The organism is Niveispirillum sp. FG148 (genome assembly GCF_057809655.1).
In genome coordinates, this window is the sequence record NZ_JBMDKJ010000037.1 from 1 (window position 1) to 24,007 (window position 24,007).

Below are 24,007 nucleotides of genomic sequence, written 5' to 3' on the forward strand. Positions count from 1 at the left end.
CCCCCCCCCCCCCCCCCCCCCCCCCCCCCCCCGGTTCAGTGATGATCCTCTGGGATGGGCTTGTCCGATAGATAGACCTGCCCGCCCTTCTCCTTGAATGCCGCCGACATGGAAGCCATCCCCTCCTGTGCGGCGGCATAGTCCCGCACTTCCTGCGTGATTTTCATGGAACAGAATTTCGGACCGCACATGGAACAGAAATGCGCCAGCTTGGCGCCTTCCGCCGGCAGGGTCTGGTCGTGGTATTTTTCCGCCGTTTCGGGGTCCAGCGACAGGTTGAACTGGTCGCGCCAGCGGAATTCGAACCGCGCGCGCGACAGCGCGTCGTCGCGTTCCTGCGCCCCCGGATGGCCCTTGGCCAGATCGGCGGCATGGGCGGCCAGCTTATAGGTGATGACGCCCACCTTCACATCGTCGCGGTCGGGCAGGCCCAGATGCTCCTTGGGCGTGACGTAGCAGAGCATGGAGGTGCCGAACCAGCCGATCATGGCCGCCCCGATACCGCTGGTGATGTGGTCGTACCCCGGCGCGATATCGGTGGTCAGCGGCCCCAGCGTATAGAAGGGCGCCTCGCCGCAGACCTTCAGCTGCTTGTCCATGTTGGCCTTGATCTTGTGCATGGGCACATGGCCCGGCCCTTCGATCATCACCTGCACGTCATGCTTCCAGGCGATATGGGTCAGTTCCCCCAGCGTCTCCAGCTCCGCGAACTGGGCGGCGTCATTGGCGTCGGCAATGCTGCCGGGGCGCAGCCCGTCGCCCAGGGAGAAGGCGATATCGTACGCCTTCATGATCTCGCAGATTTCATCGAAGTGGGTGTAGAGGAAGTTCTCCTGGTGATGGGCCAGGCACCATTTGGCCATGATGGACCCACCCCGGCTGACGATCCCCGTCACCCTTTTTGCCGTCAGCGGGATATGGGCCAGCCGCACGCCGGCATGGATGGTGAAATAATCCACCCCCTGTTCAGCCTGTTCGATCAGGGTGTCGCGGAAAATCTCCCAGGTCAGGTCCTGCGCCTTGCCATCCACCTTTTCCAGCGCCTGATAGATAGGGACGGTGCCGATGGGGACGGGGGAATTGCGGATGATCCATTCCCGGATGGTGTGGATATTGCGGCCCGTGGACAGGTCCATGACCGTGTCGGCCCCCCAGCGGATGGCCCAGACCAGCTTGTCCACCTCGTCCGCGACCGAGGAGGTGACGGCGGAATTGCCGATATTGGCGTTGATCTTCACCAGGAAGTTCCGGCCGATGATCATCGGTTCGGTTTCCGGGTGGTTGATATTGTTGGGGATGATGGCGCGGCCGCGCGCAATCTCGTCCCGCACGAATTCCGGCGTCACGTAATCGGGGATGGATGCCCCGAAATCCTCCCCGTCACGCGCCGCCTGTTCGGCCCGGCGCTGCCGGCCCAGATTCTCGCGGATGGCGACATATTCCATCTCCGGCGTGATGATGCCTTTGCGGGCATAGTGAAGCTGGGACACGTTTGCCCCGACCTTGGCGCGTAAGGGGCGGCGGCCGGCGCGGTTGAACAGGGGCACGGGGCTTTCCTGGCCTTCGCGCAGCCCATTATCCTCCGGCTTCACGCTGCGGCCGTCATAGGTCTCCACATCGCCGCGCGCTTCCACCCAGGACCGGCGCAACTCGGCCAAGCCCTGGCGGATATCCGTGCGCACGGCGGGATCGGTATAGGGGCCGGACGGGTCATAGACACGCACCGGCGCCTCGTTGGCGCTGGGCGACAGGTCGATCTCGCGCATGGCGACGCGGATATCGGGGAACCGCTCCCCCGCCACATGCACCTTGCGGCTGGCGGGCAGCGGGCCGGTGGTGACGCGGAACTCAGGATCGGTAATGGTGGTATCTGGCATCTGGACCTCCCGTTGAATGGAGATCCGGGCTTGGCACGAAGGTGCGGCGGCACATCGGGGGCAAACGGGGCCCTATGCTTCCATCCCTACGCCGGTACGACCCGGATCAGGTTCGAAGGGTTCCCGCGCCGGTGCCGCCCATTGGCGGTCCATGCGGTGTCTCAGCCCCTTGCCGGGGTTCCCCTTGGACGGGATGGAAACTGCGGGAGAAACAGGCAAGGTGTCAAGGGCGGGTGTTTCGGTATCCGCACGGTTGGCGTGCTGATAGGCTGCACCGCGGATACCCAACGGAGAACCGTTTCAGATGACCCTGCGCCGCACCCTGGCCATGCTGGCCGCCGGCTTGCTGCTGATCACGATGCCGGTCGCCGCCGATGAGGGGTATGAACAGGCGATTGCCCGGATGGGCCGCGACCCGGCTGCCGCCGATGCCGCCACCCGCAACCCGTCCACGCCGCTGATCAGCCTGGACCGGCTGCTGTTCCTGCATGCCTTCCGACCCGACGCGAAGGCGGAGATCGACCGGCTGGTGCATGACCTGACCGCGGCGCTGACCGGTCAGAACGATCCCTATCTGGAACAGGTGCTGGGCGCCCCCGCTACCTATGACGGCACGGACGACAGTCTGGTGGCGCTGCTGCGGCTGCTGTCCAGTGCCGGGGTGGTGCAGACGCAATCGGCCTTCTATGCCATTCCCTGCGATGTATTGCGGCGGCGGCCGGGTCTGCTGGCCGCGACGGAACCGCAGTTCGGCAGCAACCGGGACAATTTTCTGCCGCGATCGGGCTGCGACTGGGGGCGCGGCCATGTGGAGGGGTTCCCCGACGGGCAAGTGCAGGATTTCATCCGCGCTGCCACCCTGGCGGACGGCGGCTTCCTGGCCAACCATGGGGGCAGCCTGCGCTATGCCCTGGCAGGACAGCAGGCTGCCATCCTGGAACAGGCAAGGCTGGACCCGTCACAATTGCCGCCAGCCCCCAGGCAAGGGCTGCTGCCCTATCAGACCTGGTCCTATCTGTCGGTCGGCAACCGGGTTGCCCTGTCGCGCATCCTGCCCGTCTATCAGGCGGCCCTTCTCGCGCTGACCGATTTCTATCGCCCCTTGCAGGGTGACAGGGCCGGCGAAAGGGCACGCAACGCCCTGTTCGCGCTGGCCTGGGGCGCCGATTGCGGGGGCGGACCGCCGCCGGCCGACCATGCCCGCACCCTGCTGGTCGATGGCGCGCCTCTGGACACGGTGCGTGCCGCCATTGTCCGGCGGGGCGATGGCAAGGATGCCTTCAGCCGTTGCGCGGTTACCGCTGGCATCGACCCGCTGTCGCATCTGTCGGCAGCCCTGCGGCCGGAATTGCTGGCCGATACCGTGGCGATCGACGGCGTGGACGTTCGTAACGGCTTCGGCAAGACGCCGCTGATGGCGGCTTCCCAAGCGGACCAGGCAGAGGCTGTGGCCTGGCTGCTGGCCCATGGTGCTGACGTCAGGGCTGCGACGGATGTGACCGATGAATTCACCCTCCCCAAGCACGGGAAGCGCACGGCCCTGCATTACGCCGCCGCCAATGCCGGACTGGCCGTCATCGAGGCCTTGCTGAAGGCCGGGGCCGATCCGACCGTCAAGGATGATGAAGGGGTGACGCCCCTGGACTATCTGAATGGAAAGGGCCCTGTCCCGCCCAATCCCCGCCTTTCCGGCGCGGAACTGGACAGGGCCAGGGCCCTTCTCAACAAGCCGTAAGGCCGGTGCTTACTTGTCCTGTTCCAGCGCCAGGGCCAGGAAGGTCTGCTCGCCCTTGCGTTCGACCAGCAGCAATACGGCCTTCTGGCCGGCCTGACGGGCCTTGGCGACGCGGTCCTGCACGTCCGTGGGCGTGGTCACCGGGGCCTGGCTCACCTCCAGCACCACGTCACCGGGACGAAGCTGGCGCGTCTGGGCCGGGGCATTCTGGTTGATCTTGGTGATGACCACACCCTTCACGCCTTCCGCCACCTCGAACTGCTTGCGCAGGTCGGGGGTGATGGTGGAGACGGTCAGGCCCAGCGCGTCGATCTGCTGCTGCACGGCGCCGGGCTTGGGCGCGGGCTCGCCCTCCTCCTCGCCTTCCTCGGCGGCGGCGATCTGATCTTCCGGGAATTCGGCGAGCGTGATGGCAACATTCATCGGCGCGCCCTTGCGGGAGATGCCGACATTGACCTTGGTGCCCACCGGCGTGCCGGCCACCATGCGCGGCAGGGTGCGGTTATTGGCAACCTCCTTGCCGTCAAAGGTCAGGATGACGTCGCCGGGCTTCAGGCCGGCGGCGGCGGCGGGGCTGCCCTCCGTCACGGTGCCGACCAGGGCGCCCTTGTGGCTGGGCAGGCTCATGCTTTCGGCGATTTCCGGGGTCACCGACTGAATCTGCACGCCCAGCCAGCCGCGCCGCACCTTGCCGGCCTTGCGGATCTCCTCGATCACGGTGCGGGCCATGCTGGACGGGATGGCGAAGCCGATGCCGACGGAACCGCCGGTGCGGCTGTAGATGGCGGAATTGATGCCCACCACGTCGCCGGCCAGATTGACCAGCGGGCCACCGGAATTGCCCTGATTGATGGCGGCGTCAGTCTGGATGAAATCATCGAAGCGGCCGGCGCCGATATCGCGGGCGCGGGCCGAGACGATGCCGGCCGTGACGGTGCCGCCCAGGCCGAACGGGTTGCCGATGGCCACGACCCAGTCGCCCACCTTCAGCACGTCGCTGTCACCCCATTTCAAGGGCGTCAGCTTCTGCTTGGTTTCAACCTTCAGCAGCGCCAGATCGGTTTCCTTGTCCGTGCCGATCAGCTTGGCCTTCAGCTCCGTCTGGTCGGCATCCTGGAAGATGACCGTGATCTCGTCGGCACCATCAATGACGTGGTTGTTGGTGACGATATAGCCCGACGCATCGATGATGAAGCCGGAACCCAGCGACTGCGCCTTGCGCGGGGCACCCTGGCCCTGCTGGCGTTCCATGAAGTCGCGGAAGAAATCCTCGAACGGGGAACCAGGCGGGAAGTCCGGCATGGGCACGGCGCCGCGTCCACCCGGCTTGGCCTGGATGGTCTGACTGGTCGAGATATTGACCACGGCCGGCAGGGTCTTTTCGGCCAGGGGGGCGAAACTCTCGGGCGCACCGCGCTGGGCCAGCGCCGGGGCCGGGGTGGCGACCAGCAGGGTCGCGACCAGCGGCAAAGCCGCAAAGGCGGCCGCCAGACGGGCGGCGGGACGGGAGCGGAAGAACGCGGTCACGTCAATCTCCAGGGGCCAGTCATCCGCGCCCCGGATCGGAGGCGCGCACCGGCAGCCCGGCCCAAAGGGGACCACCGACACCAGGGAATATAGGCTGCCGAAGCCCCGCTGCGAAGCCTTCCTTCGTCGCGGACTGGAAAGGTTGGTCCCAGGCGGCCCTATCCGCGCACCACGGCCACGGCCAGAACGCCCAGAATGGCCGCGGCCAGCCCCACCCGGCGTAACATCACCGGGTCCATGCCGGTAATGCGCCCGGCCATGTCGCGCATGGAATTGGGGGCCACGGCGTATAAAAGCCCCTCGATGACGAAGACGAGCGCCAGCGCGGTCAGGAAATCTTTCAAGGCAGAACCCGCAATTAAAAGGCCGCGCTGGCGAAAAATCGCCCGCGCGGCCTTTCCATCAACGCTTGGCGACGCCGGTGGTGTTGTTGAAATAGCGGAAGAACTCGCTGTCCGGCGACAGGACCATCTGCGTGTTCTCCCCCTTCATGGCCACCTTGTAGGCTTCCAGCGAACGGTAGAAGGCATAGAATTCCGGGTTCTTGCCGGCACTCTCGGCCAGGATGCGGATGGCCTGGTTGTCGCCTTCGCCGCGCAGCACCTGTGAATCGCGCTGCGCTTCCGCCAGGATGACGGTGCGTTCGCGTTCCGCGCGGCTGCGAATCTGCTGGGCCTGCTCGCTGCCCTGGGCGCGGGCTTCGCGGGCCTCGCGCTCACGTTCCGACCGCATGCGCTCATAGACGGCGGCCGACGTGGCATCGGGCAGATCGGCGCGGCGGATGCGGACATCCACGATTTCCACGCCGAAGCGCGCAGCTTCCTGGTTCACCTGTGCCTTGATGTCGGTCATCACCTTGGCGCGTTCCTTGGACAGGACGGCCAGCAGGGTGGAATTGCCCAGCACGCGGCGCAGCGACGAATTCACGGTCGCGGCCAGACGCTGTTCGGCGACAATCTCATTGCCAACCGACTGGTAGAATTGCAGCGGGTCGGTAATGCGGTAGCGGGCGAAGGCATCGACCTCCAGCCGCTTCTGGTCGGCCAGGATGACCTGTTCGACGGGCGGATCGACATCCAGAACGCGCGCATCCAGGAAAACGACATTCTGCACGAACGGGATTTTGGCGTGCAGACCCGGTTCCTGGATTGTCCGCTTCCATTCACCGAATTGCAGCACCAGCGCCTGCTGCGTCTGGTTGACGGCGAACAGGGAGGAGGAGGCCAGGATGGCGACGGCGGCGATGGCGACGCCTGCGGCGATCAGTTTGCTGCTCATGCTGCGTCCCCCTTACTGGCGCGGCGCGGCCGGTGCGGCCGGCGTCTGTTGGCGGAGCTGGTTGGTCAGTTCCTGCAAGGGCAGGAAGGGCACGACGCCCGGTCCGCCCTTGCCCTGATCGATGATGATCTTGTTGGAACCGCTCAGCACTTCCTGCATGGTTTCCAGATACATGCGCCGTGCCGTGATTTCCGGCGCCTGGTTGTAGGCGGCCATGACCTGGGCGAAGCGCTGCGCGTCACCCTGGGCCAGACTGACCACCTGCTCGCGATAGGCGGAGGCCTGCTGGATCAGCTGCTCGGCCTCGCCGCGGGCGCGGGGGATGATATCGTTGCGATAGGCCTCTGCCTCATTGCGCAGACGCTCGCGATCCTGGCGGGCGCGCTGCACATCGTTGAAGGCGTCAACGACGGGACCGGGTGGGTCCACCTTCTGCAACTGCACCTGGCTGATTTCGATGCCCGACTGGTATTCGTCCAGCATGGTCTGCAACAGCAACCGGGTCTGCTGTTCGATATCCTGGCGTGCCTCGGTCAAGGCCGGCTGGATGTCAGTGCGGCCGATCACCTCGCGCATGGCGCTTTCGGCCGCCATCTTCACGGTCAGTTCCGGCTCGCGGATCTTGAACAGGAAATTGCCGGCATCCTTGATCACCCACATGACGGTGAAGTCGATGTCGATGATATTCTCGTCACCGGTCAGCATCAGGCTTTCGTCGATGACGTCGCCACCGCCGCGGCGATTGTCGACGGCGGAGCGATAGCCGATCTCCAGCCGGTTGACGCGGGTGACCTTCGGCGTCTCCACCGTTTCAATCGGCGCGGGCAGGTGATAGCGCAGACCCGGCTGCTCGGTACGCGTATATTGGCCGAATCGCAGGACCACACCCTGCTCGTCCGGCTGTACGCGATAGATGCCGGAAAGGCCCCAGATCAGGCCCAGCGCCACAACACCCAGCAGGATGCCCTTGCCGCCACCCAAGCCGCCGGGAGTCAGGTTCTTGAACCGCTCCTGGCCCTTGCGCAGCAATTCCTCCAGGTCCGGGCCTCCGGGCTGCTGCCCGCCGCCCGGCGGACGACCCCAGGGGTTGTTGCCGTTGCCATTGCCGCCGCCCCCCGGGGGTGAGCCCCAGGGTCCGCCGCCATTGCCGCCACCTTGATTATTCCAGGGCATATTCCCGACCCTTTGGTGATTGGACCCACAAACTGCCAAACCGACAGGCCTGCCCGCAAGGACAGGACGCTTTCTATGCTGCCGTTGCCACCCTATATATCGCGGCGCGCCAGCGAAAGGCCCATGGCCTGTCGGTGCTTGCAGATATTGGGAAGAAAGCGGGGTTTTCAACCATGGCCACCGTCAATGAAGAACAGGTTCTGAACGCGCTGCGTGCCGTGAAGGACCCCGACCGGGGTGCCGACATCGTGTCGCTGGGCATGATTTCGGGCCTGGTGGTGAAGGAAGGCAATGTCGCCTTCGCCGTGGAAGTGGACCCCGCCAGGGGTGCGGCCCTGGAACCGCTGCGGCAGGCGGCGGAAAGGGCCGTGGACGTGCTGCCCGGCGTCACCTCGGTCACGGCCATGCTGACGGCCCATCGCGCCCCGCCCAAGCTGGGGGGCGACAGCCACAAGGGGCATGACCACAAGGGCCACAGCCACGGCCCGACCCCCACCCACCCGCCGCGCCCGACCAAGGCGGGTGTGCCCGGCGTGCGCGCCATCATCGCCGTGGCCTCGGGCAAGGGGGGCGTGGGCAAATCCACCACCGCCGTCAACCTGGCCCTGGGCATGGCGGCCAACGGGCTGCGCGTTGGTCTGCTGGACGCCGATATCTATGGCCCGTCCCTGCCGCGCATGATGGGCCTGTCGGGTAAGCCGGAGACGATGGACGGCAAGGTGCTGAAGCCCCTGGTCAATTACGGCGTCAAGGTCATGTCCATGGGCTTCCTGGTGGCGGAAGACACACCCATGATCTGGCGCGGCCCCATGGTCATGGGCGCCATTCAGCAGATGCTGCGCGATGTGGCCTGGGGCGAGCTGGATGTGCTGGTGGTCGACATGCCGCCCGGCACGGGCGACGCCCAGTTGTCGCTGGCGCAAAATGTCGCGCTGGCCGGGGCGGTGATCGTGTCCACGCCGCAGGACATTGCCCTGCTGGACGCCCGCAAGGGCCTGAACATGTTCAAGCGGGTAGATGTGCCCGTGCTGGGCATCGTGGAGAACATGTCCTATTTCTGCTGCCCGAACTGTGGACACCGCAGTGACATCTTCAGCCATGGCGGCGCCCGGGCAGAGGCCGAAAAGCTGGGCATCGACTTCCTGGGCGAAATCCCGCTGGATATCGTCATCCGGGAGACCAGCGACGGCGGCGCGCCCATCGTGATGTCCCAGCAAAACAGTGAACATGCAAAGGTTTACCGCACGATCGCGGCCCGCGTCTGGGACAAGATCAGTGGCGGTGCCCGCCGTGCAGCACCCCGGATCGTCATCGATTGAGAACGTTTCCAGTTTCCGGAAACGCACGCTCGTTTGAAACTGTCTTTCAATATCAGACCGCCGGAAGACGGATTGCTGCACTGCGTATCGCGCAATGGATTTTTCCTTTCCGTCTTGAGGGGGATTTGGTACATAAAATTCGTGCTCCGGCGGAGGACGGACAGGATGTATCAAGACGAACCGATCAGAGTTGCATATGCGTTTCGCGACGGCGCCCATTCTTTCCGGGCTGCTGATCCCCGTACCGGTGATGTCCAGGTCGCCCATGGCGTACCGGAAGTCGCTTACGAGGAAGTGACGCGCACGCTAAGCGACCGGGTCGCGAGCCGTCTGGGTACCTATGCTCAGGCCCGTCCCCAGCTGGCGTTCAAGGAATTCTGGACGTGGTTGCAGATGAACCCCATCGCGGCCATGCCGAACACCCCTTGCCATGTCGAGTTCGCTTGGGAAGTCCGACCCTGAACTTGGTGTGGTGAGTCGCCATGTAGGCGGTATGTGTATGGATTGCTGAACAACTGGCGCCCGGCCCCAATCCGGGCGCCATTTTTTTTGTTCTGTTATCGCAGCGCCTGATCCAGATCGGCGATCAGGTCTGCCACATCCTCCACTCCCACCGACAGGCGGACCAGACCGTCATCGATGCCGATGGCGGCGCGCTGTTCGGCCGGGATGCTGGCATGGGTCATGATGGCCGGATGTTCGATCAGGCTTTCCACCCCGCCCAGGCTTTCGGCCAGGCTGAACAGTTGCGTGCGTTCCAGCATGCGCCGCGCCGGTTCCAGCCCGCCTTTCAGATGGATGGTGACCATGCCGCCACCGGCCCGCATCTGGCGGCGGGCCAGATCATGCTGGGCATGGCTGGGCAGGAATGGATAGCGGACCTTGGCGACCGACGGATGCTTTTCCAGCCATTCGGCCACCTGGGCGGCGTTCTGGCAGTGCCGTTCCATGCGCAGCGCCAGCGTCTTCAGGCTGCGCATGACCAGGAAACTGTCGAACGGTCCCTGGATCGAACCCACGGCATTGTGCAGGAAGGCCATGCGGTCGACGATTTCGCCGGCCTCGCGCACCACGGCAATGCCGCCCACCATGTCGGAATGGCCGTTCAGATATTTGGTGGCCGAATGCACGACAATGTCGAATCCCTGTTCCAGCGGTCGCTGGAGCCAGGGGCTGGCGAAGGTATTGTCGGCGACGGAGATCAGGCCGCGCTTCTTCGCCAGCTGCGCCAGCGCTTCCAGGTCGGCCAGTTTCAGCAGCGGGTTGGTCGGCGTTTCGACCCAGATCATCTTCGTTTCCGGCCGGATCGCGGCCTCCACGGCCGCCAGATCCGAAAGGTCGACCGTGGTCACCGACAGGTTGGCCGTGCGCCCCCGCACCCGGTGCAGCAGCCGGTAGGTGCCGCCATAAAGATCGTCCGAGGCGATGACATGCGACCCGGCATCCAGCAGTTCCAGAATCGTCGCCTCCGCCGCCAGACCGGACGCGAAGGCATAGCCGCGGTGACCCGATTCGAGATCGGCCACGCAGGCTTCATAGGCCATGCGGGTGGGGTTCTGGCTGCGGGCATATTCATAGCCCTTATGGACGCCGGGGCTTTCCTGCACAAAGGTGCTGGTGGCGTAGATGGGCACCATGATGGCGCCTGTGGTCGGGTCCGGCTGCTGGCCGGCGTGGATCGCACGGGTAGCAAAGCCCTGGCGGTTGGAACGGTCGGTCATGCTGAACATCCTTGTTTTTTGAAAAGACGTCCGGCCTCTAGCGGGTCGGATCGTTGACGGCATCGCCCAGCACCTGTTCCAGCCGGGCGATGAATTGGGCGATGTGGATGCCATCCACCAGACCGTGATGGGCCTGAATGGCAACGGGGAAATCCACCCGCCCGTTCCCATGTCGGAACTTGCCGACGGCGATGTTGGGAATGGAACAATCCCCGAATCGCGCCATCGGATGCTGGATGGAGGTGAAACGCAGCCATGGCAGGCAGGTGGTGAAGATGAAATCCCGCGTGGTCAGCGGCTTCAGGCGCAGTTCCACGGCATTGCGCGCCAGTTCCCGGTCGGTCAGATAATCCGCCAGGAAGGCCTGGAAGTCCGGCCGGTAGGGGATGGAGGAGAAGTTCAGGTTCCCGTCCCGGCCGATGACCGTATAGGACAGGGTCAATTCCTTCACCTCCGACACGCGCCCTTCCAGCAGGCGCAGGCGGAAATTCGGCATTTCCAGGCTGACGCGGCCAATGGCATGCAGCACGCGGGCAAAGGGCGGGATGCCCGCCGCCTTGGCCGCCGGCACGAAATCGGCACAGTCGGCGATGGCCGCGATATTCACGGCCGGCTGGTCGTAGCGGCTGAACAGCGCCACCTGGCGGCTGCGGTCGATGGTTGTGGTATTGTTGTTCTGGCCTGTCACGGTGCCTCCCTTGCCGGGTTCCCGACCCGATCCGGGGCACTTAGTTGACGGGGTGGCCTGCACCCCACGGCTCCGCCAGAGCAGGTTTTGATTAACGGCGATGATGTCGCAGGTCAAGCCATGGCGGCCGCAGGACGGGCAATCGACCCAAACGGCACCGCTGTGACGGGCAGCACTTTCCGCCGGCAGGCAGAGAGCGTAGAATGCGCCCATGACGCACGCCACGGACACTGGAACCGGCCATACCGATATTCGGGCCGGCGATTGGATCGACCGCTACCTGCCGGTGGCGTGGCGCCCCTATGCACGGCTGATGCGGTTGGACCGGCCCATCGGCACCTGGCTGCTGCTGCTGCCTGGCTGGTGGTCCATCGCCCTGGCCGCTCCGGCCGGTGGCTGGCCCGACCTGTGGCTGATGGCCCTGTTCGGCGTGGGCTCCGTGGTCATGCGCGGGGCGGGTTGCACCGTCAACGACATCCTGGACCATAAGCTGGACGCCCGGGTGGAACGCACCCGCGTCCGCCCCATCCCCAGCGGGCAGGTCTCTGTCCGGCAGGCCATCGCCTTCCTGATCGCGCAATTGCTGGTCGGGCTGCTGATCCTGGTGCAGTTGAACGGATTCGCCATTGCGCTGGGCGCGGCATCGCTGCTGCTGGTCGGCGCCTATCCGCTGATGAAGCGCATCACCTGGTGGCCGCAGGCCTTTCTGGGTCTGACCTTCAACTGGGGTGCCCTGCTGGGCTGGGCCGCCGTGCGCGGCGATCTGGGCTGGCAGCCGCTGATGCTTTATGCCGGCGGCATCCTGTGGACGCTGGGCTATGATACGATCTATGCCCATCAGGACCGGGAGGACGACGCCCATGTCGGGATCAAGTCCACGGCCCTGCTGTTCGGCAATGATTCGCGCCGCTGGGTCGGCGGCTTCTATGCCGGGGCCTTCGCCCTGTGGCTGGTGGCGCTGGAACCGACGGGCATGTTCTGGGGCATTGCCGTGCCCCTGGCCGTCACCGGCGCGCTGATGGCCATGCAGGTGAAGGGCTGGGACATGAACGACCCGGCCGACAGTCTGGCCACCTTCAAGGCCGCCCGTTTCGTCGGCATGGCGCTGCTGGTCGCCATCATTGTCGGCATCGCCAGCCTGCCGCCCGCCAGCCATGGCGGCGGTGGCTATGCCCCCGGCGGGAACCAGGGCCTGCCCAAACCCTATATGCAGCAGATGCTGCGGGTCGCGGATCTTGCCATTATCCCCAGCCGTCACTGAACCGCCTGCCTCCGATCCCGCCACCTTCATCCGTGCCCATACCGTGCCGGCCCCGGTGCCGATGCGGCCCGATATCCAGCTTTGGCAGGCCACCGAAATCACCCCCATCTGGCAGGCGACGGAGGACTGGCTGCAGAAGAACGGCGTGCCACCGCCCTTCTGGGCCTTTCCCTGGGCCGGCGGACAGGCCATCGCCCGGCTGATCGCCGATGACCCGGCGCTGGTGGTCGGCAAGCGCGTGCTGGATTTCGCGGCCGGATCCGGCCTGATCGCCATTGCCGCCATGAAGGCGGGGGCGACCGCCGTCACGGCGGTGGAGATCGACGCCTTCGCCATCGTGGCCACGGAAATGAATGCCGATCTGAACGGTGTCGCCGTCACCGGCATTACCGACAACATCATCGGCCGCCCGCTGCCGGACATCGACATCCTGCTGGCCGGCGATGTCTGTTACGAACGGGCCTTCGCGGAGGCCGCGCTGGCTTGGTTCCGGGACCTGACGGCGGCGGGTGTCACCGTGCTGGTCGGTGATCCCGGCCGCGCCTATCTGCCGGGCCAGGGCCTGGACAAGGTCGCCACCTACGCCGTGCCGACGACGCGGGAACTGGAGGACCGGGAGGTCCGGGTCACGGATGTGTGGCGGGTGCCCCGCTGACCTTTCGTCTTCCTCAGTCGCGGGCGGAGCTGTTTCCGGTCAAACGAAAACAGCTCTAGGCCGGTTTTCCAGCGACCGCACCATATGGTCCGCCAGCAGGTCCACGGCCTTTGACGGCGCACCCGGCCGGCGGTACAGCGCAATTTCCATGTCCGACAGGCCGGGCAGTCCGACCGACGGGTCCACATGCTGGAACCCCGCCATCAGCATGTCCCGCGACAGGATGGTGACGCCCAGTCCGGCACTGACAGCGGCCTGGATGCCGGCCAGACTGGGGCTGGTATAGGTCACACGCCAGGGCAGGCCCGCCCGATCCAGCGCTTCCAGTGCCCGGCGGCGGTAGAGATCCGGCGCCGGGGCCAGGACCAGCGGCACGGGCTGTCCGGGTGACAGCAGCAGCCGGGGCGATGTGGCCCAGACCAGCGGTTCGCGCCAGACCCGCACGCCATCGCCCGTGCCCTGCGGTTCGCGCTTGCACAGGACCAGATCGAAATCGCCCTGGGTGAACCCGTCCAGCAGGTTGGCAGTGAAGTCGCACCGGACCTCCAGCGCCACCTGCGGATGGGCACGGGCGAAGCGGAACAGCACGTCGGGCAGGTGGGTGGTGGCAAAATCCTCCGGCGTGCCCAGCCGCACGGTGCCGCCCACCTCCGGCTCCATCAGCGCGGCACACGCCTCTCCCGCCAGGCCCAGCAGGCGGCGGGCATAGGTCAGCAGCTGTTCCCCCTCCGCCGTCATCTCGAACGACCGGCCCTCGCGCTGGAACAGGCGGCGGCCCAGCCCCTCCTCCAGCCGTTTTACCTGCAGGCTGATGGTGGACTGGGTCCGGCCCAGCCGTTCTGCCGCCCGCGTCACCCCGCCGCTATCGACGATGGTGATGAAGGTGCGCAGCAGGTCCAGGTCGAAGGGGGGCAGGGGAACCGGCATTTATGATCCGATCAAGTGCCGGCAGACCGCCAGATAGAGCGGAACGCCGACCAGAATGTTGAAGGGGAAGGTGACGGCCAGCGACAGCGGCAGCGACAGGCCCGGGTCCGCATCCGGCAGCGCATGGCGCAGGGCGGCCGGCACCGCGATGTAGGAGGCGGATGCGCAGAGCGTGACCATCAGCACCATGTCGCCCAGCCCCAGGCCCAGGGCCAGCCCTGCCGCCACGCCGATGGCAGCACCCAGCAGCGGCATGACCAGCCCGAAACCGACCAGCCGCAGGCTGAGGGCGGCCGCCTGACGCAACCGGCTGGCGGCCAGATGACCCATGTCCAGCAGGAACAGGCACAGGGCCCCGTCCCAGGGTGCCACGAACAGGCCCGACAGCTTGGCCATGCCCGGCGGACCGATGATCACCCCCACCACCAGCGCGCCCGCCAGCAGCAGGATGGACCCGTTCAAGGCCGCTTCCCGAAAGGCCGGCCCCAGATTGCCGTCCCCCATGGACAGGGCCAGGGTGCCGTCGCCCTGCACCCCGCCAGCCCTTGCGGCCACGCCGACACGGCCGGCCAGGACCAGACCCGTGATGATGGCCGGCCCCTCCATCACCGCCAGGGCGGCCACCATATGGCCGCCGAAACCGATGCCCTGCGCTTCCAGCAGCTTGGTGGCCGTCACGAAGGTAACCAGGCTGACCGATCCGTAATGCGCCGCAATGGCCGCCGCATTGACCCGGTCCAGCCCGACCGGTCCGCGCAGCAGGGCGAAGCCCAGTACCGGCATGGCGAAGCTGATCAGTGCCGCCGTCAGCAGCAGCGGCAGCACCGACGCGATGGAAGCGCCGGACAGGGCCGCCCCGCCCTTCAACCCGATGGCGACCAGCAGAAAGGCGGCCAGCGCCTTGCCGAACCCGTCGGGAAAGGGCAGGCGGCTGCCGGCCAGCGCGATCAGAACCCCCAGGCCGAAGAACAGGATCGGCGCCGACAACAAGACATCCATGGCAAATACCCCCAAAAGGCGAACCGGCGCGACCATAGGGAGCGAGGGCTATGCTGTAAAATTGATATATTTTCGACAATCCATTGGAAAATTCAATGATCATTGCCGGGACCGATTGTCCCGTTGCCGGTCGCGGGCTTGACCGGCACGGTTCCGGCCCCGATGTTACGCCCCGACCATCGTCCGGAACCTGAAGGCCGCCCGATCATGCCCTATGCCTCCCTGCGAGATTTCATCGCCCGCCTGGAACAGGAGGGACGGCTGGTCCGGGTCAAGGAGCCGGTCTCCACCGTCCTGGAGATGACGGAGATCCAGACCCGCCTGCTGGCCGAACAGGGGCCGGCCGTACTGTTCGAGAATGTGATCAAGGCCGATGGCACGAAAAGTTCCATGCCCGTGCTGGTCAACCTGTTCGGCACGGTGGAGCGCGTGGCCTGGGGCATGGACCGGGAGCCGCACGAACTGCGCCAGGTGGGCGAGACCCTGGCCTTCCTGAAACAGCCCGAACCGCCGCGCGGCCTGCGGGAGGCGTTCGAGCTGCTGCCGCTGGCCAAGCAGGTGATGGCCATGCGGCCGGGGTCGGTGTCGAAGGCGCCGTGCCAGGAGGTGGTGCTGACCGGCGACGATGTCGACCTGTCGCTGCTGCCCATCCAGTCCTGCTGGCCGGGGGAGCCGGCGCCGCTGATCACTTGGCCGCTGGTGGTGACCAAGGGGCCCAGCGATGCACGGGAGGATAATTTCAACCTGGGCATCTACCGCATGCAGGTGCTGGGCCGGAACAAGACCATCATGCGCTGGCTGAAACATCGCGGCGGAGCGCAGCACCATCAGCGTTGGAAACAGGCGGGCAAGCGCGATCCGCTGCCGGCCGCTGTGGTGCTGGGGGCTGATCCGGGCACCATCCTGGCCGCCGTCACGCCCGTGCCCGACACATTGTCGGAATATCAGTTCGCGGGCCTGCTGCGCGGGAAAAGGGTCGATCTGGTGGATTGCAAAACGGTGCCGCTGAAGGTGCCGGCGACGGCGGAGATCGTGCTGGAAGGGTTCGTCAGCCTGGATGAACAGGCGGATGAGGGGCCCTATGGCGACCATACCGGCTATTACAATTCGGTGGAGAAGTTCCCCACCTTCACCGTCACGGCCATCACCATGCGCCGCGACCCCATCTTCCTGTCCACCTTCACCGGCCGTCCCCCGGACGAGCCCAGCGTGCTGGGCGAGGCGCTGAACGATGTGTTCGTGCCGCTGTTGCAGCAGCAATTCCCCGAGATCGTGGATTTCTGGCTGCCGCCGGAGGGCTGTTCCTATCGCATCGCCGTGGTGTCGATGAAGAAGGCCTATCCGGGACATGCCAAGCGGGTGATGATGGGCGTCTGGTCCTTCCTGCGCCAGTTCATGTACACGAAATGGATCATCGTCGTGGATGACGATATCAATGTCCGCGACTGGAAGGACGTGATGTGGGCCATCAGCACCCGCATGGACCCCGTCCGCGATCTGACCATGATCGAGGGCACGCCCATCGACTATCTGGACTTTGCCAGCCCCGAAAGCGGGCTGGGTGGCAAAGTCGGCCTGGACGCCACCAACAAGCTGCCGCCGGAAACCCACCGCGAATGGGGGCAGAAGCTGTTCATGGATCCGGGCGTGGTCGACAAGGTCAGCGCCATGTGGGGCAAGCTGGGCCTGCCGGGCAGCGGCAAGCCGATCTGGAAGTGAGGGATCGCGACCCGTCGATCCCCCCCACACCACAGCGGGCGAGCATTACCGCCGAACCGCTTACGCCGCCAGGCCCTTCACATAGTCCCGCAACTGGTCGATGGCCGTCGACCAGCCGTCATAGAATCCCATCTCCGCATGCTGGCGGGCACCGTCGGCGTCCAGGTGCATGGCGCGCGCGGTATAGCGCGTGCCGCCCAGGTGATCCTCGAAGGTGATCTCGGCCACAAAGGGCAGAAAGCCCGGGGCCACGGGGCGGAAATCCGGCCCCATCATGTTGGTGAAGACCAGGCGCCGGCCTTCCTCCACCAGAAGATAGCTGCCGGGATTGTCCGACACGCCACCATCGGGACCTTCCATGCGGGTGTAGAACTCCCCACCCGACCGCACATCCATGCGGCAGAGGGTCGTGCGCCAGGGGCGGGGGCACCACCAATGGACCAGATGTTCGGGCTGGGTCCAGGCCTTCCAGACCAGGGCGCGGGGCACGTCCAGGATGCGGGTGATGCCCAGGTCGCGGTCGCTGACCAGCACCTGGCGTTCCAGCCGTTCCAGGTTCTGCCGACCGCCTTCCTCCGCCCCGAACTGGCGGATTTCTGCCAGCGCTTCCGGCGTCGGACAGATCATGGTCAGGGTGACCAGGGTCTTGTCCGGCCCGACCTCCTCCAACCGGATCGACCCGTCGAACAGGGCGTGATCGGGATCGTCACCGCCATGGTCATATTCCAGCAGTGCCGGCGCCTCTACCGTGCGGTATCGGATCCAGTTCGCGAAATCCTTCCCCCATCCATGCATCGTGTAGCGCCAATAGCCGCCGACCCGCACATCCATCTCATGCACGGTCGTGGAAAAGCCGTTGGGGCCCCAGAAGAAGGGGATGTGCCTGGGGTCGGTCAGCACCTTCCACACCAGCGGGCGCGGGGCGTTCAGGGTGCGGGTGATCACCATGCTGCGATCAGCGGGCGGCGGGGTCGTCATCGGGCACTTCCTCCTGTTTTTTCAAGATCTGCAGATAGGCGTCCAGCCGATCGAACCGGGCCTCCCAGATCGCCCGTTGATGGGCGATCCATTCCCCGGCCGCGTCCATGGCATGGGGTTCCAGCCGGCAGGTGCGCACACGCCCCACCTTTTCCGTGCGGATCAGGCCGCAATCCTCCAGCAGCCGCAGATGCTGCATCAGACTGGGCAGGGCCATGGGCAGGGGCTTGGCCAGCTCCCCCACGCTGGCCGGCCCCTCCGCCAGCCGTTCCAGCACGGCCCGGCGCGACGGGTCGGCCAGGGCGTGGAACATGCGGTCGAGGCTGGAGGTGGCTTGAAGGTTAGTCATGTGCCTAAGTATCAGGAAGGTGGGGTGGGGGCAATTATCACTTTGGTAAGTGCCTAACTATCATGGGGCCTAAAACCACACACCCTTGCCAAGCGTCACCGGCCGGGCCAAAGTGTTGCGAATGATTTGCGATTGGCAGCAGGCGGCGGAATGAACGAGCCGACAAGCAGCCGCCGCTGGCGGCCTTTCTATATTGCGCTCGGCTATGTCTGTGTTGGCCTGGGCATGGCCGGCGCGGTGTTGCCGGTGCTGCCGACGACGCCTTTCCTGCTGGTGGCGCTCTGGGCCTATTTCCGCTCCCATCCTGAAAAGGCGCAGAAACTGCTGGACCATCCGCGTTGGGGCCCGCCCTTGCGTGACTGGCGCGAACAGGGGGCCATCCCGACGCGGGCCAAGATCGCGGCCCTGTGTGTCATGGCCCTGTCCTGGCTGTTCGTCTTTTTCACGGCGAAGCAGGCCTGGGTGCCGGTGCTGGTGGGCGCCATCCTGTGCTGCACGGCCACCTTCGTGGCCACACGTCCGGCGCCCAAGCGGGGGTGACACCCTGTCGGGGTTCGCTTATCGCTCACCCGCGACCTGCGGGAATTTTGTAGGTCGCGGGTGAGGCTTAGAGCGGTTTTCCTTTGACTGGAAAACCGCTCCGGCGGCGACTGCCGCCGCGCGGCGCGTGCCGCGTGAAGCCAAGCCGCGGATGCGGCGCTGGCGTCTGAGGAACTGAAAGCAAGAGCGTGATTCCGGTCAACGGAAACACGCTCTTGCCGAACCCCGACAACGCTTCTCACCCCGCCAGCAGCCCGCGCAGCTGCCGTCCCGCCACGGCCAGCATGGCAATGTCCAGCTTGGCCACGGCCCGCAGTTCGGTCAGCAGCGACTGGATGCGCTCCAGCGGTCCCTGGCGCTGGGCGGCCCAGGCGTCGAACGGATCGCCGCCCTTGACCTGGGTCAGTACGCGGGCCGTCAGGCGGGCCTGCAGGTTGAACAGGTCATCCAGCGATGCGGCGACCGCCTGACGCTGCCAGTGGTTGTCGGTCTTCACCTCGCCCGTGCGCTCCCGCAGATATTCCAGGCCCAGGCGGTCGCCCAGGTCGAAATACAGGCCGGCCACGTCGGACGGGTCGCGCCCCGCCTCCACTGCGATTTCGGCGATGTCCGTGCTGGCCGCCAGCAGGGGGAGGGCGGCCACACGGCGGGCCAGATCGCCCGGCACGCCGTCCTTGGACCAGTTGCCCGCCGTTTCCGCCAGCCACTTCAGGGCTGCCGGCGACAGCACATCGGGCAAATGGCCGGTCAGCGCATCGACCACCGGGGCCAGACGGGCGCATTCCGCCGCGATATCCAACGGATAGGCGCCATGGGCCAGGACCCAGGGCACGGCGCGGCGCATCAGACGGCCGGTATACAGCATCATGGCCGTCTGCACGGCTGCCGGCACAGCCGTGTCCAGGGCCTCCACCGCGTCCCACAGCCGGCGCAGGCCGAAGGCGTCGCGGACGATCAGATAGGCGCGGGCCACGTCGCCCTCGCTGCGGCCGGTCTGTTCCACCATCTCCCAGGTGAAGGTGGGGCCGACGCGGTTGACCATGCCGTTGGTGACGGCGGTGCAGATGATCTCCCGCCGCAACTGGTGCCGGCCCACGGCGTCGGGGAACTTCTCCTGCAACGCCTTGGGGAAGTATCGCATCAGGTCGGTTGCGACCGTGGGATCCTCCGGCAGGTCGGATGCCAGCAGCCGGTCATACAGGTCGATCTTGGCATAGGCCAGCAGCACGGCCGTTTCCGGCCTTGTCAGGCCGCGCTTGGCATTGGCGCGGGAGGATATCTCCTCGTCATCGGGCAGAAACTCGATGGCGCGGGACAGCTTGCCGGCCTTTTCCATGGTGCGGGCGAAGCGCGCCTGATCCTCCAGCGTTTCCACCGAAATGGCCTGGGCGATGGTCAGCGCCTGGGTCTGCTTGTAATTGTCGGCCAGGACCAGGTCGGCCACCTCGTCCGTCATCTGGGCCAGCAGCACGTCGCGCTGTTCGCGCGTCATGCCGCCGCCATCCATGACGTCGCGCAGCAGGATCTTGATATTCACCTCATGGTCGGACGTATCCACACCGGCCGAATTGTCGATGGCGTCGGTGTTGATGGCGATGCCGGCCTGGGCAGCCTCGATACGGCCGCGCTGGGTAAAGCCCAGATTGGCGCCTTCGCCGACCACCTGCACCCGCAGATCACGGCCGGAGAGGCGGATGGCGTCATTGGCCTTGTCGCCGGCGTCGGCGTTGCTCTCATCCGTGGACTTCACATAGGTGCCGATGCCGCCAAGCCACAGCAGTTCCACCCTGGCCCGCAGCACGGCGCGCATCAGTTCAGCCGGGGTCACCCGCTCGCCCTGGATATCCAGGGCCTGACGGATTTCCGGGGTCAACTGGATCGACTTGGCCCCGCGGTCGAAGATGCCGCCGCCCGCCGACAGCTTGGTCGCGTCATAGTCGGCCCAGGATGACCGCGGCAGATCGAACAGGCGCTTGCGCTCTGCCCAGCCCACGGCCGCGTCGGGATTGGGGTCGACGAAGATGTGGCGATGGTCGAAGGCGGCGACCAGACGGATATGCCGGGACAGCAGCATGCCGTTGCCGAACACGTCACCCGACATGTCGCCCACGCCGACCACCGTGAAATCCTGGTTCTGGATATCCTTGCCCAACTCGCGGAAATGGCGCTTCACCGCCTCCCACGCGCCGCGGGCCGTGATGCCCATGCCCTTATGGTCGTAGCCGGCCGACCCGCCAGAGGCGAAGGCATCGTCCAGCCAGAAGCCATATTCACGCGACACGCCGTTGGCGATGTCGCTGAAGGTGGCCGTGCCCTTGTCGGCGGCGACGACCAGATAGGGATCATCACTGTCCAGGCGCACCACATCGGTGGGCGGGACGACCGTGCCGTTCTTCAGGTTGTCGGTGATGTCCAGCAACCCGCGCATCATCGTCTTGTAGCATTCGATGACTTCGGCCATCACGGCCTCGCGGCCCGCACTGGCCGGCACGGGGTTCTTGACGATGAAGCCGCCTTTGCTGCCCACCGGCACGATCACCGCATTCTTGACGATCTGCGCCTTGATCAGGCCCAGGATCTCGGTGCGGAAATCCTCCTTGCGGTCGGACCAGCGGATACCGCCGCGCGCCACCTTGCCACCGCGCAGATGGATGGCCTCCACCCGCGGGCTATAGACCCAGATTTCCCGCCACGGGCGCGGCAGGGGCAGGTCGTCGATCGACCCGCTGTCCAGCTTGAAGCTGATATAGCTCTTGGGCTTCCCGTCGGCGCCCATCTGGAAGAAGTTGGTGCGCAGCGTGGCGCGGATCACGTTCAGCATCCGGCGCAGGATGCGGTCTTCATCCAGGTTGGTGACGGCGTCCAGCGCGTGGTCGATCTCCAGGATCAGGCCCTTGCGGTTCGTATCCACCTCGTCCCGGCCCAGCCGGGCCAGCACCGCCGGATCATGGCTGGTGCGGAACAGGTCCAGCAGCAGCCGGGCGATGCGCGAATGGGTGGACAGGGTGTTTTCGATATATTCCTGGGTGAAATCGAACTTGGCCTGCTTCAGGTACTTGGCATAGGCGCGGAACACCGTCACCTCGCGCCAGTCCATGCCGGACTGTACGATCAGGCGGTTGAACCCGTCCGACTGTGCCTCGCCCGTCCAGACGCGCAGGAACGCGTCCTCGAAGGCCGCCTTCACGCGGTCCAGTTCGACGGCGCGGCCATCGGCCGTGCGCATGTCGAAATCCTGCATGAAGACATTGGGTGCGTCGCCGGGGAATTCCACCTCGAACGGGCCGCCCTCGGCCAGGATGCGCAGTCCCAGATGCTCCAGCATGGGCAGCACCTTGGACAGTTCCACGGGGCCGCCGGTCTGGTAGACCTTGAAATACAACTGGTTGGCGTCGGCCTCCACCGGGCGGTGCAGGTTCAGGGCGATACCGCCCTTGGTCAGCACCTGCTCGATCCGGGCGATGTCGACGACCGCCTGGTCAGGCGTATAGGCCTCCTGGTAGGAGGCGGGCAGGACGGCGGCATATTTACGGGCCAGCGATAGACCGGCCGCCTCGCCCTTATCCTCCACCAGCGCCTGGGTCAGCCGGTCGCGCCAGCCGCGCGCGGCCTCGATCAACTGGCTTTCCAGGTCGGCCACATCCACGTCCGGCACCTTGCCGGCATTGGTCTGGACGATCAGATGGACGCGGGCCAGCATGCTTTCCGACAGCGAGACATTGGCCTGGCTGCTGGTGCCGTGATAGGCCTTTTCGATGATGGATTGCAGGCGGCGGCGCAGATCGGTGTCATACCGGTCGCGCGGCACATAGATCAGGACGGAGACGAAGCGCTCGAACGGGTCCTTGCGCACGAACAGGGCGACGCGCTGGCGTTCCTGCAGATGCAGCACGCCCATGGCGATGTCGGACAATTCCTGTTCGCCGATCTGGAACAGCTCGTCACGCGGATAGCTTTCCAGGATATGGACCAGGGCCTTGCCGTCATGACCATGCGGATCAAAGCCCGACCGCTCGATCACCTGCGTCACCTTCTGACGCAGGAAGGGGATGTCGCGGGCCGACCGGTTATAGGCGGTACTGGTGAACAGGCCGACGAACAGCCGCTCGCCGATCTCTTCCCCCTTGTCGTTGAACAGCTTGACCATGACCGCATCCAGGGCCGCGCGGCGATGCACCGTGCTGTCCTTGTTGGCCTTGGTCACCATCATGAAGCGGGGTTGGCGGACGAAGGCCTTCACCTCCGGCGGCAGGGTGGAGAAATAGCGCAGCCCGTCGAAGACACTGACATTGTCGTCGCGCAGCAGGCCCAGCCCCTCACCGGCCAGGATGTCCAGCACCTCCTCATCCTTTTCCCGGCCCAGCCGGTATTCGCGGATGCCAAGGAAGATGAAATGGTCCTCGTCCATCCAGCGCAGGAAGGACAGGCCCTCATTCACCTCTTCCTGCGCCAGCGGCAGGGTGGTGGACTTGGTGGCTGACAGTGTTTCGGCCAGGCGCGCGCGCATGGCGCGGAAATCAGTGACCGACGCGCGCACATCGGCCAGCACGGTGGCGATGCCGGCGCGGATGGCGTCCAGCTCGGCCGGGTCCGTGTGCTGGTCCACCTCGATATGCATGATGGATTCGGCCCGCGCATCGTCGGGCGTGTGGCCATTGTCATGGATGGCGGTCAGACGGCCGTCACCATCGCGGCTGACGCGGATGACGGGGTGGACGATCAGATGGACCGTCAGGCCGCGGCGGTTCAGCTCGGCCGAAACGCTGTCGACCAGGAAGGGCATGTCGTCATTGACGATTTCCACCACCGTGTGGTGGGCATGCCAGCCGTCGCTGTCGACCCGCGGGTTCAGGACGCGGACCAAAGCCTCGCCCGTCTGGCGCCTGCCACCGAATTGCATGATGGCGATGGCGGCGCCATAGAGTTCGTCCGCCGTGGAGCGCAGCATGTCGTCGGGCGACACGTTGCGGTAAAAGGCCCGGACGAATGCTTCGGCCAGGCCGGCCTTATCCTTGGACAGGCGCGCGCGCAGCTTGGCGACAACCTGATCCACCAGCTCGGACTTACGCTGTTCGAGCTTGAACGCCATGACGTATCTCCCACAATGGCACCGCGTCTTGGGTCGGGGCGGTTGTTTGCAAAGGCCCCGGCACGGTTCGCGGGGCCCACTCTGCGCTTTTTGGACTGCGGCAGAAAGTCCCGGAGGTGACAGTTTCACGAACTGAAACGCTTGTGCTGCCGGGGGGCTGGAATACGGCATT

At 65.8% G+C, this 24,007-nt stretch carries 19 protein-coding genes and 1 riboswitch; of the genes, 7 read left to right on the forward strand and 12 right to left on the reverse strand.

Annotated elements, in window-relative coordinates:
• Window positions 1-35: 35 nt before the first annotated feature.
• Window positions 36-1,877, reverse strand: coding sequence for a phosphomethylpyrimidine synthase ThiC (gene thiC / locus ACODTW_RS24985; RefSeq protein ID WP_488948854.1), 1,842 nt, complete (start codon window positions 1,875-1,877; stop codon window positions 36-38).
• A 66-nt stretch (window positions 1,878-1,943) separates the two neighbouring features.
• Window positions 1,944-2,072, reverse strand: a riboswitch (TPP riboswitch).
• A gap of 109 nt (window positions 2,073-2,181) precedes the next feature.
• Between thiC and ACODTW_RS24990 the strand changes: the two genes are divergently transcribed.
• Window positions 2,182-3,612 (forward strand): ankyrin repeat domain-containing protein, encoded by a 1,431-nt coding sequence (locus ACODTW_RS24990; protein WP_488948855.1) that lies wholly within the window; start codon window positions 2,182-2,184, stop codon window positions 3,610-3,612.
• Between the two features lie 9 nt (window positions 3,613-3,621).
• Here the strand turns inward: ACODTW_RS24990 and ACODTW_RS24995 are convergent, their stop codons facing one another.
• From ACODTW_RS24995 to hflK, 4 genes are all read right to left on the reverse strand, one after another.
• A complete protein-coding gene (locus tag ACODTW_RS24995; RefSeq protein ID WP_488948856.1) occupies window positions 3,622-5,139 on the reverse strand; it encodes a DegQ family serine endoprotease in 1,518 nt (505 codons plus the stop codon).
• 158 nt (window positions 5,140-5,297) lie between these two features.
• Window positions 5,298-5,483, reverse strand: a complete 186-nt coding sequence (locus tag ACODTW_RS25000; protein WP_488948857.1) for a DUF2065 domain-containing protein — start codon at window positions 5,481-5,483, stop codon at window positions 5,298-5,300.
• A 58-nt stretch (window positions 5,484-5,541) separates the two neighbouring features.
• Window positions 5,542-6,417, reverse strand: coding sequence for a protease modulator HflC (gene hflC, locus ACODTW_RS25005; protein WP_488948858.1), 876 nt, complete (start codon window positions 6,415-6,417; stop codon window positions 5,542-5,544).
• A gap of 12 nt (window positions 6,418-6,429) precedes the next feature.
• Window positions 6,430-7,590, reverse strand: a complete 1,161-nt coding sequence (hflK, locus tag ACODTW_RS25010; RefSeq protein ID WP_488948859.1) for an FtsH protease activity modulator HflK — start codon at window positions 7,588-7,590, stop codon at window positions 6,430-6,432.
• Between the two features lie 173 nt (window positions 7,591-7,763).
• Here hflK and apbC point away from each other — a divergent pair, with 173 nt between their 5' ends.
• Window positions 7,764-8,909, forward strand: a complete 1,146-nt coding sequence (gene apbC, locus ACODTW_RS25015; RefSeq protein ID WP_488948860.1) for an iron-sulfur cluster carrier protein ApbC — start codon at window positions 7,764-7,766, stop codon at window positions 8,907-8,909.
• Between the two features lie 165 nt (window positions 8,910-9,074).
• A complete protein-coding gene (locus tag ACODTW_RS25020; protein WP_488948861.1) occupies window positions 9,075-9,371 on the forward strand; it encodes a hypothetical protein in 297 nt (98 codons plus the stop codon).
• A gap of 95 nt (window positions 9,372-9,466) precedes the next feature.
• On the opposite strand, the gene ACODTW_RS25025 is transcribed toward ACODTW_RS25020, so the two are convergent.
• Window positions 9,467-10,630 (reverse strand): cystathionine gamma-synthase, encoded by a 1,164-nt coding sequence (locus tag ACODTW_RS25025; protein WP_488948862.1) that lies wholly within the window; start codon window positions 10,628-10,630, stop codon window positions 9,467-9,469.
• 37 nt (window positions 10,631-10,667) lie between these two features.
• Complete coding sequence (locus tag ACODTW_RS25030; RefSeq protein WP_488948863.1) at window positions 10,668-11,318, reverse strand: CatA-like O-acetyltransferase; 651 nt, start codon at window positions 11,316-11,318, stop codon at window positions 10,668-10,670.
• Window positions 11,319-11,529: 211 nt separating this feature from the next.
• On the opposite strand from ACODTW_RS25030, the gene ubiA reads away from it, so the two are divergent.
• Window positions 11,530-12,579 carry a 4-hydroxybenzoate octaprenyltransferase gene (gene ubiA, locus ACODTW_RS25035; protein ID WP_488948864.1) on the forward strand — a complete coding sequence of 350 codons (1,050 nt, stop codon included), beginning with the start codon at window positions 11,530-11,532 and terminating at the stop codon, window positions 12,577-12,579.
• On the forward strand, window positions 12,554-13,234 hold the full coding sequence (locus ACODTW_RS25040) for a class I SAM-dependent methyltransferase (protein WP_488948865.1): 681 nt from the start codon (window positions 12,554-12,556) through the stop codon (window positions 13,232-13,234). Before ubiA ends, ACODTW_RS25040 begins: the two co-directional genes overlap by 26 nt.
• 39 nt (window positions 13,235-13,273) lie before the next feature.
• Here ACODTW_RS25040 and ACODTW_RS25045 read toward each other — a convergent pair whose 3' ends face one another.
• Both ACODTW_RS25045 and ACODTW_RS25050 read right to left on the reverse strand, forming a co-directional pair.
• On the reverse strand, window positions 13,274-14,161 hold the full coding sequence (locus ACODTW_RS25045) for a LysR substrate-binding domain-containing protein (protein WP_488948866.1): 888 nt from the start codon (window positions 14,159-14,161) through the stop codon (window positions 13,274-13,276).
• On the reverse strand, window positions 14,162-15,160 hold the full coding sequence (locus ACODTW_RS25050; protein ID WP_488948867.1) for a sodium-dependent bicarbonate transport family permease: 999 nt from the start codon (window positions 15,158-15,160) through the stop codon (window positions 14,162-14,164).
• Between the two features lie 207 nt (window positions 15,161-15,367).
• Here ACODTW_RS25050 and ACODTW_RS25055 point away from each other — a divergent pair, with 207 nt between their 5' ends.
• Window positions 15,368-16,879: a UbiD family decarboxylase gene (locus ACODTW_RS25055; RefSeq protein WP_488948868.1), complete on the forward strand. Its 1,512-nt coding sequence runs from the start codon at window positions 15,368-15,370 to the stop codon at window positions 16,877-16,879.
• Between the two features lie 60 nt (window positions 16,880-16,939).
• On the opposite strand, the gene ACODTW_RS25060 is transcribed toward ACODTW_RS25055, so the two are convergent.
• Complete coding sequence (locus ACODTW_RS25060) at window positions 16,940-17,857, reverse strand: SRPBCC domain-containing protein (protein ID WP_488948869.1); 918 nt, start codon at window positions 17,855-17,857, stop codon at window positions 16,940-16,942.
• The gene (locus ACODTW_RS25065) at window positions 17,835-18,206 is read right to left on the reverse strand and encodes an ArsR/SmtB family transcription factor (RefSeq protein ID WP_488948870.1); all 372 of its coding nucleotides are present in this window, start codon (window positions 18,204-18,206) and stop codon (window positions 17,835-17,837) included. The genes ACODTW_RS25060 and ACODTW_RS25065 overlap by 23 nt, the downstream gene beginning before the upstream one ends.
• A gap of 150 nt (window positions 18,207-18,356) precedes the next feature.
• Here ACODTW_RS25065 and ACODTW_RS25070 point away from each other — a divergent pair, with 150 nt between their 5' ends.
• Window positions 18,357-18,746 carry a YbaN family protein gene (locus tag ACODTW_RS25070; protein ID WP_488948871.1) on the forward strand — a complete coding sequence of 130 codons (390 nt, stop codon included), beginning with the start codon at window positions 18,357-18,359 and terminating at the stop codon, window positions 18,744-18,746.
• A 238-nt stretch (window positions 18,747-18,984) separates the two neighbouring features.
• Here ACODTW_RS25070 and ACODTW_RS25075 read toward each other — a convergent pair whose 3' ends face one another.
• Window positions 18,985-23,835 (reverse strand): NAD-glutamate dehydrogenase, encoded by a 4,851-nt coding sequence (locus ACODTW_RS25075; RefSeq protein ID WP_488948872.1) that lies wholly within the window; start codon window positions 23,833-23,835, stop codon window positions 18,985-18,987.
• Between the last annotated feature and the right edge of the window lie 172 nt (window positions 23,836-24,007).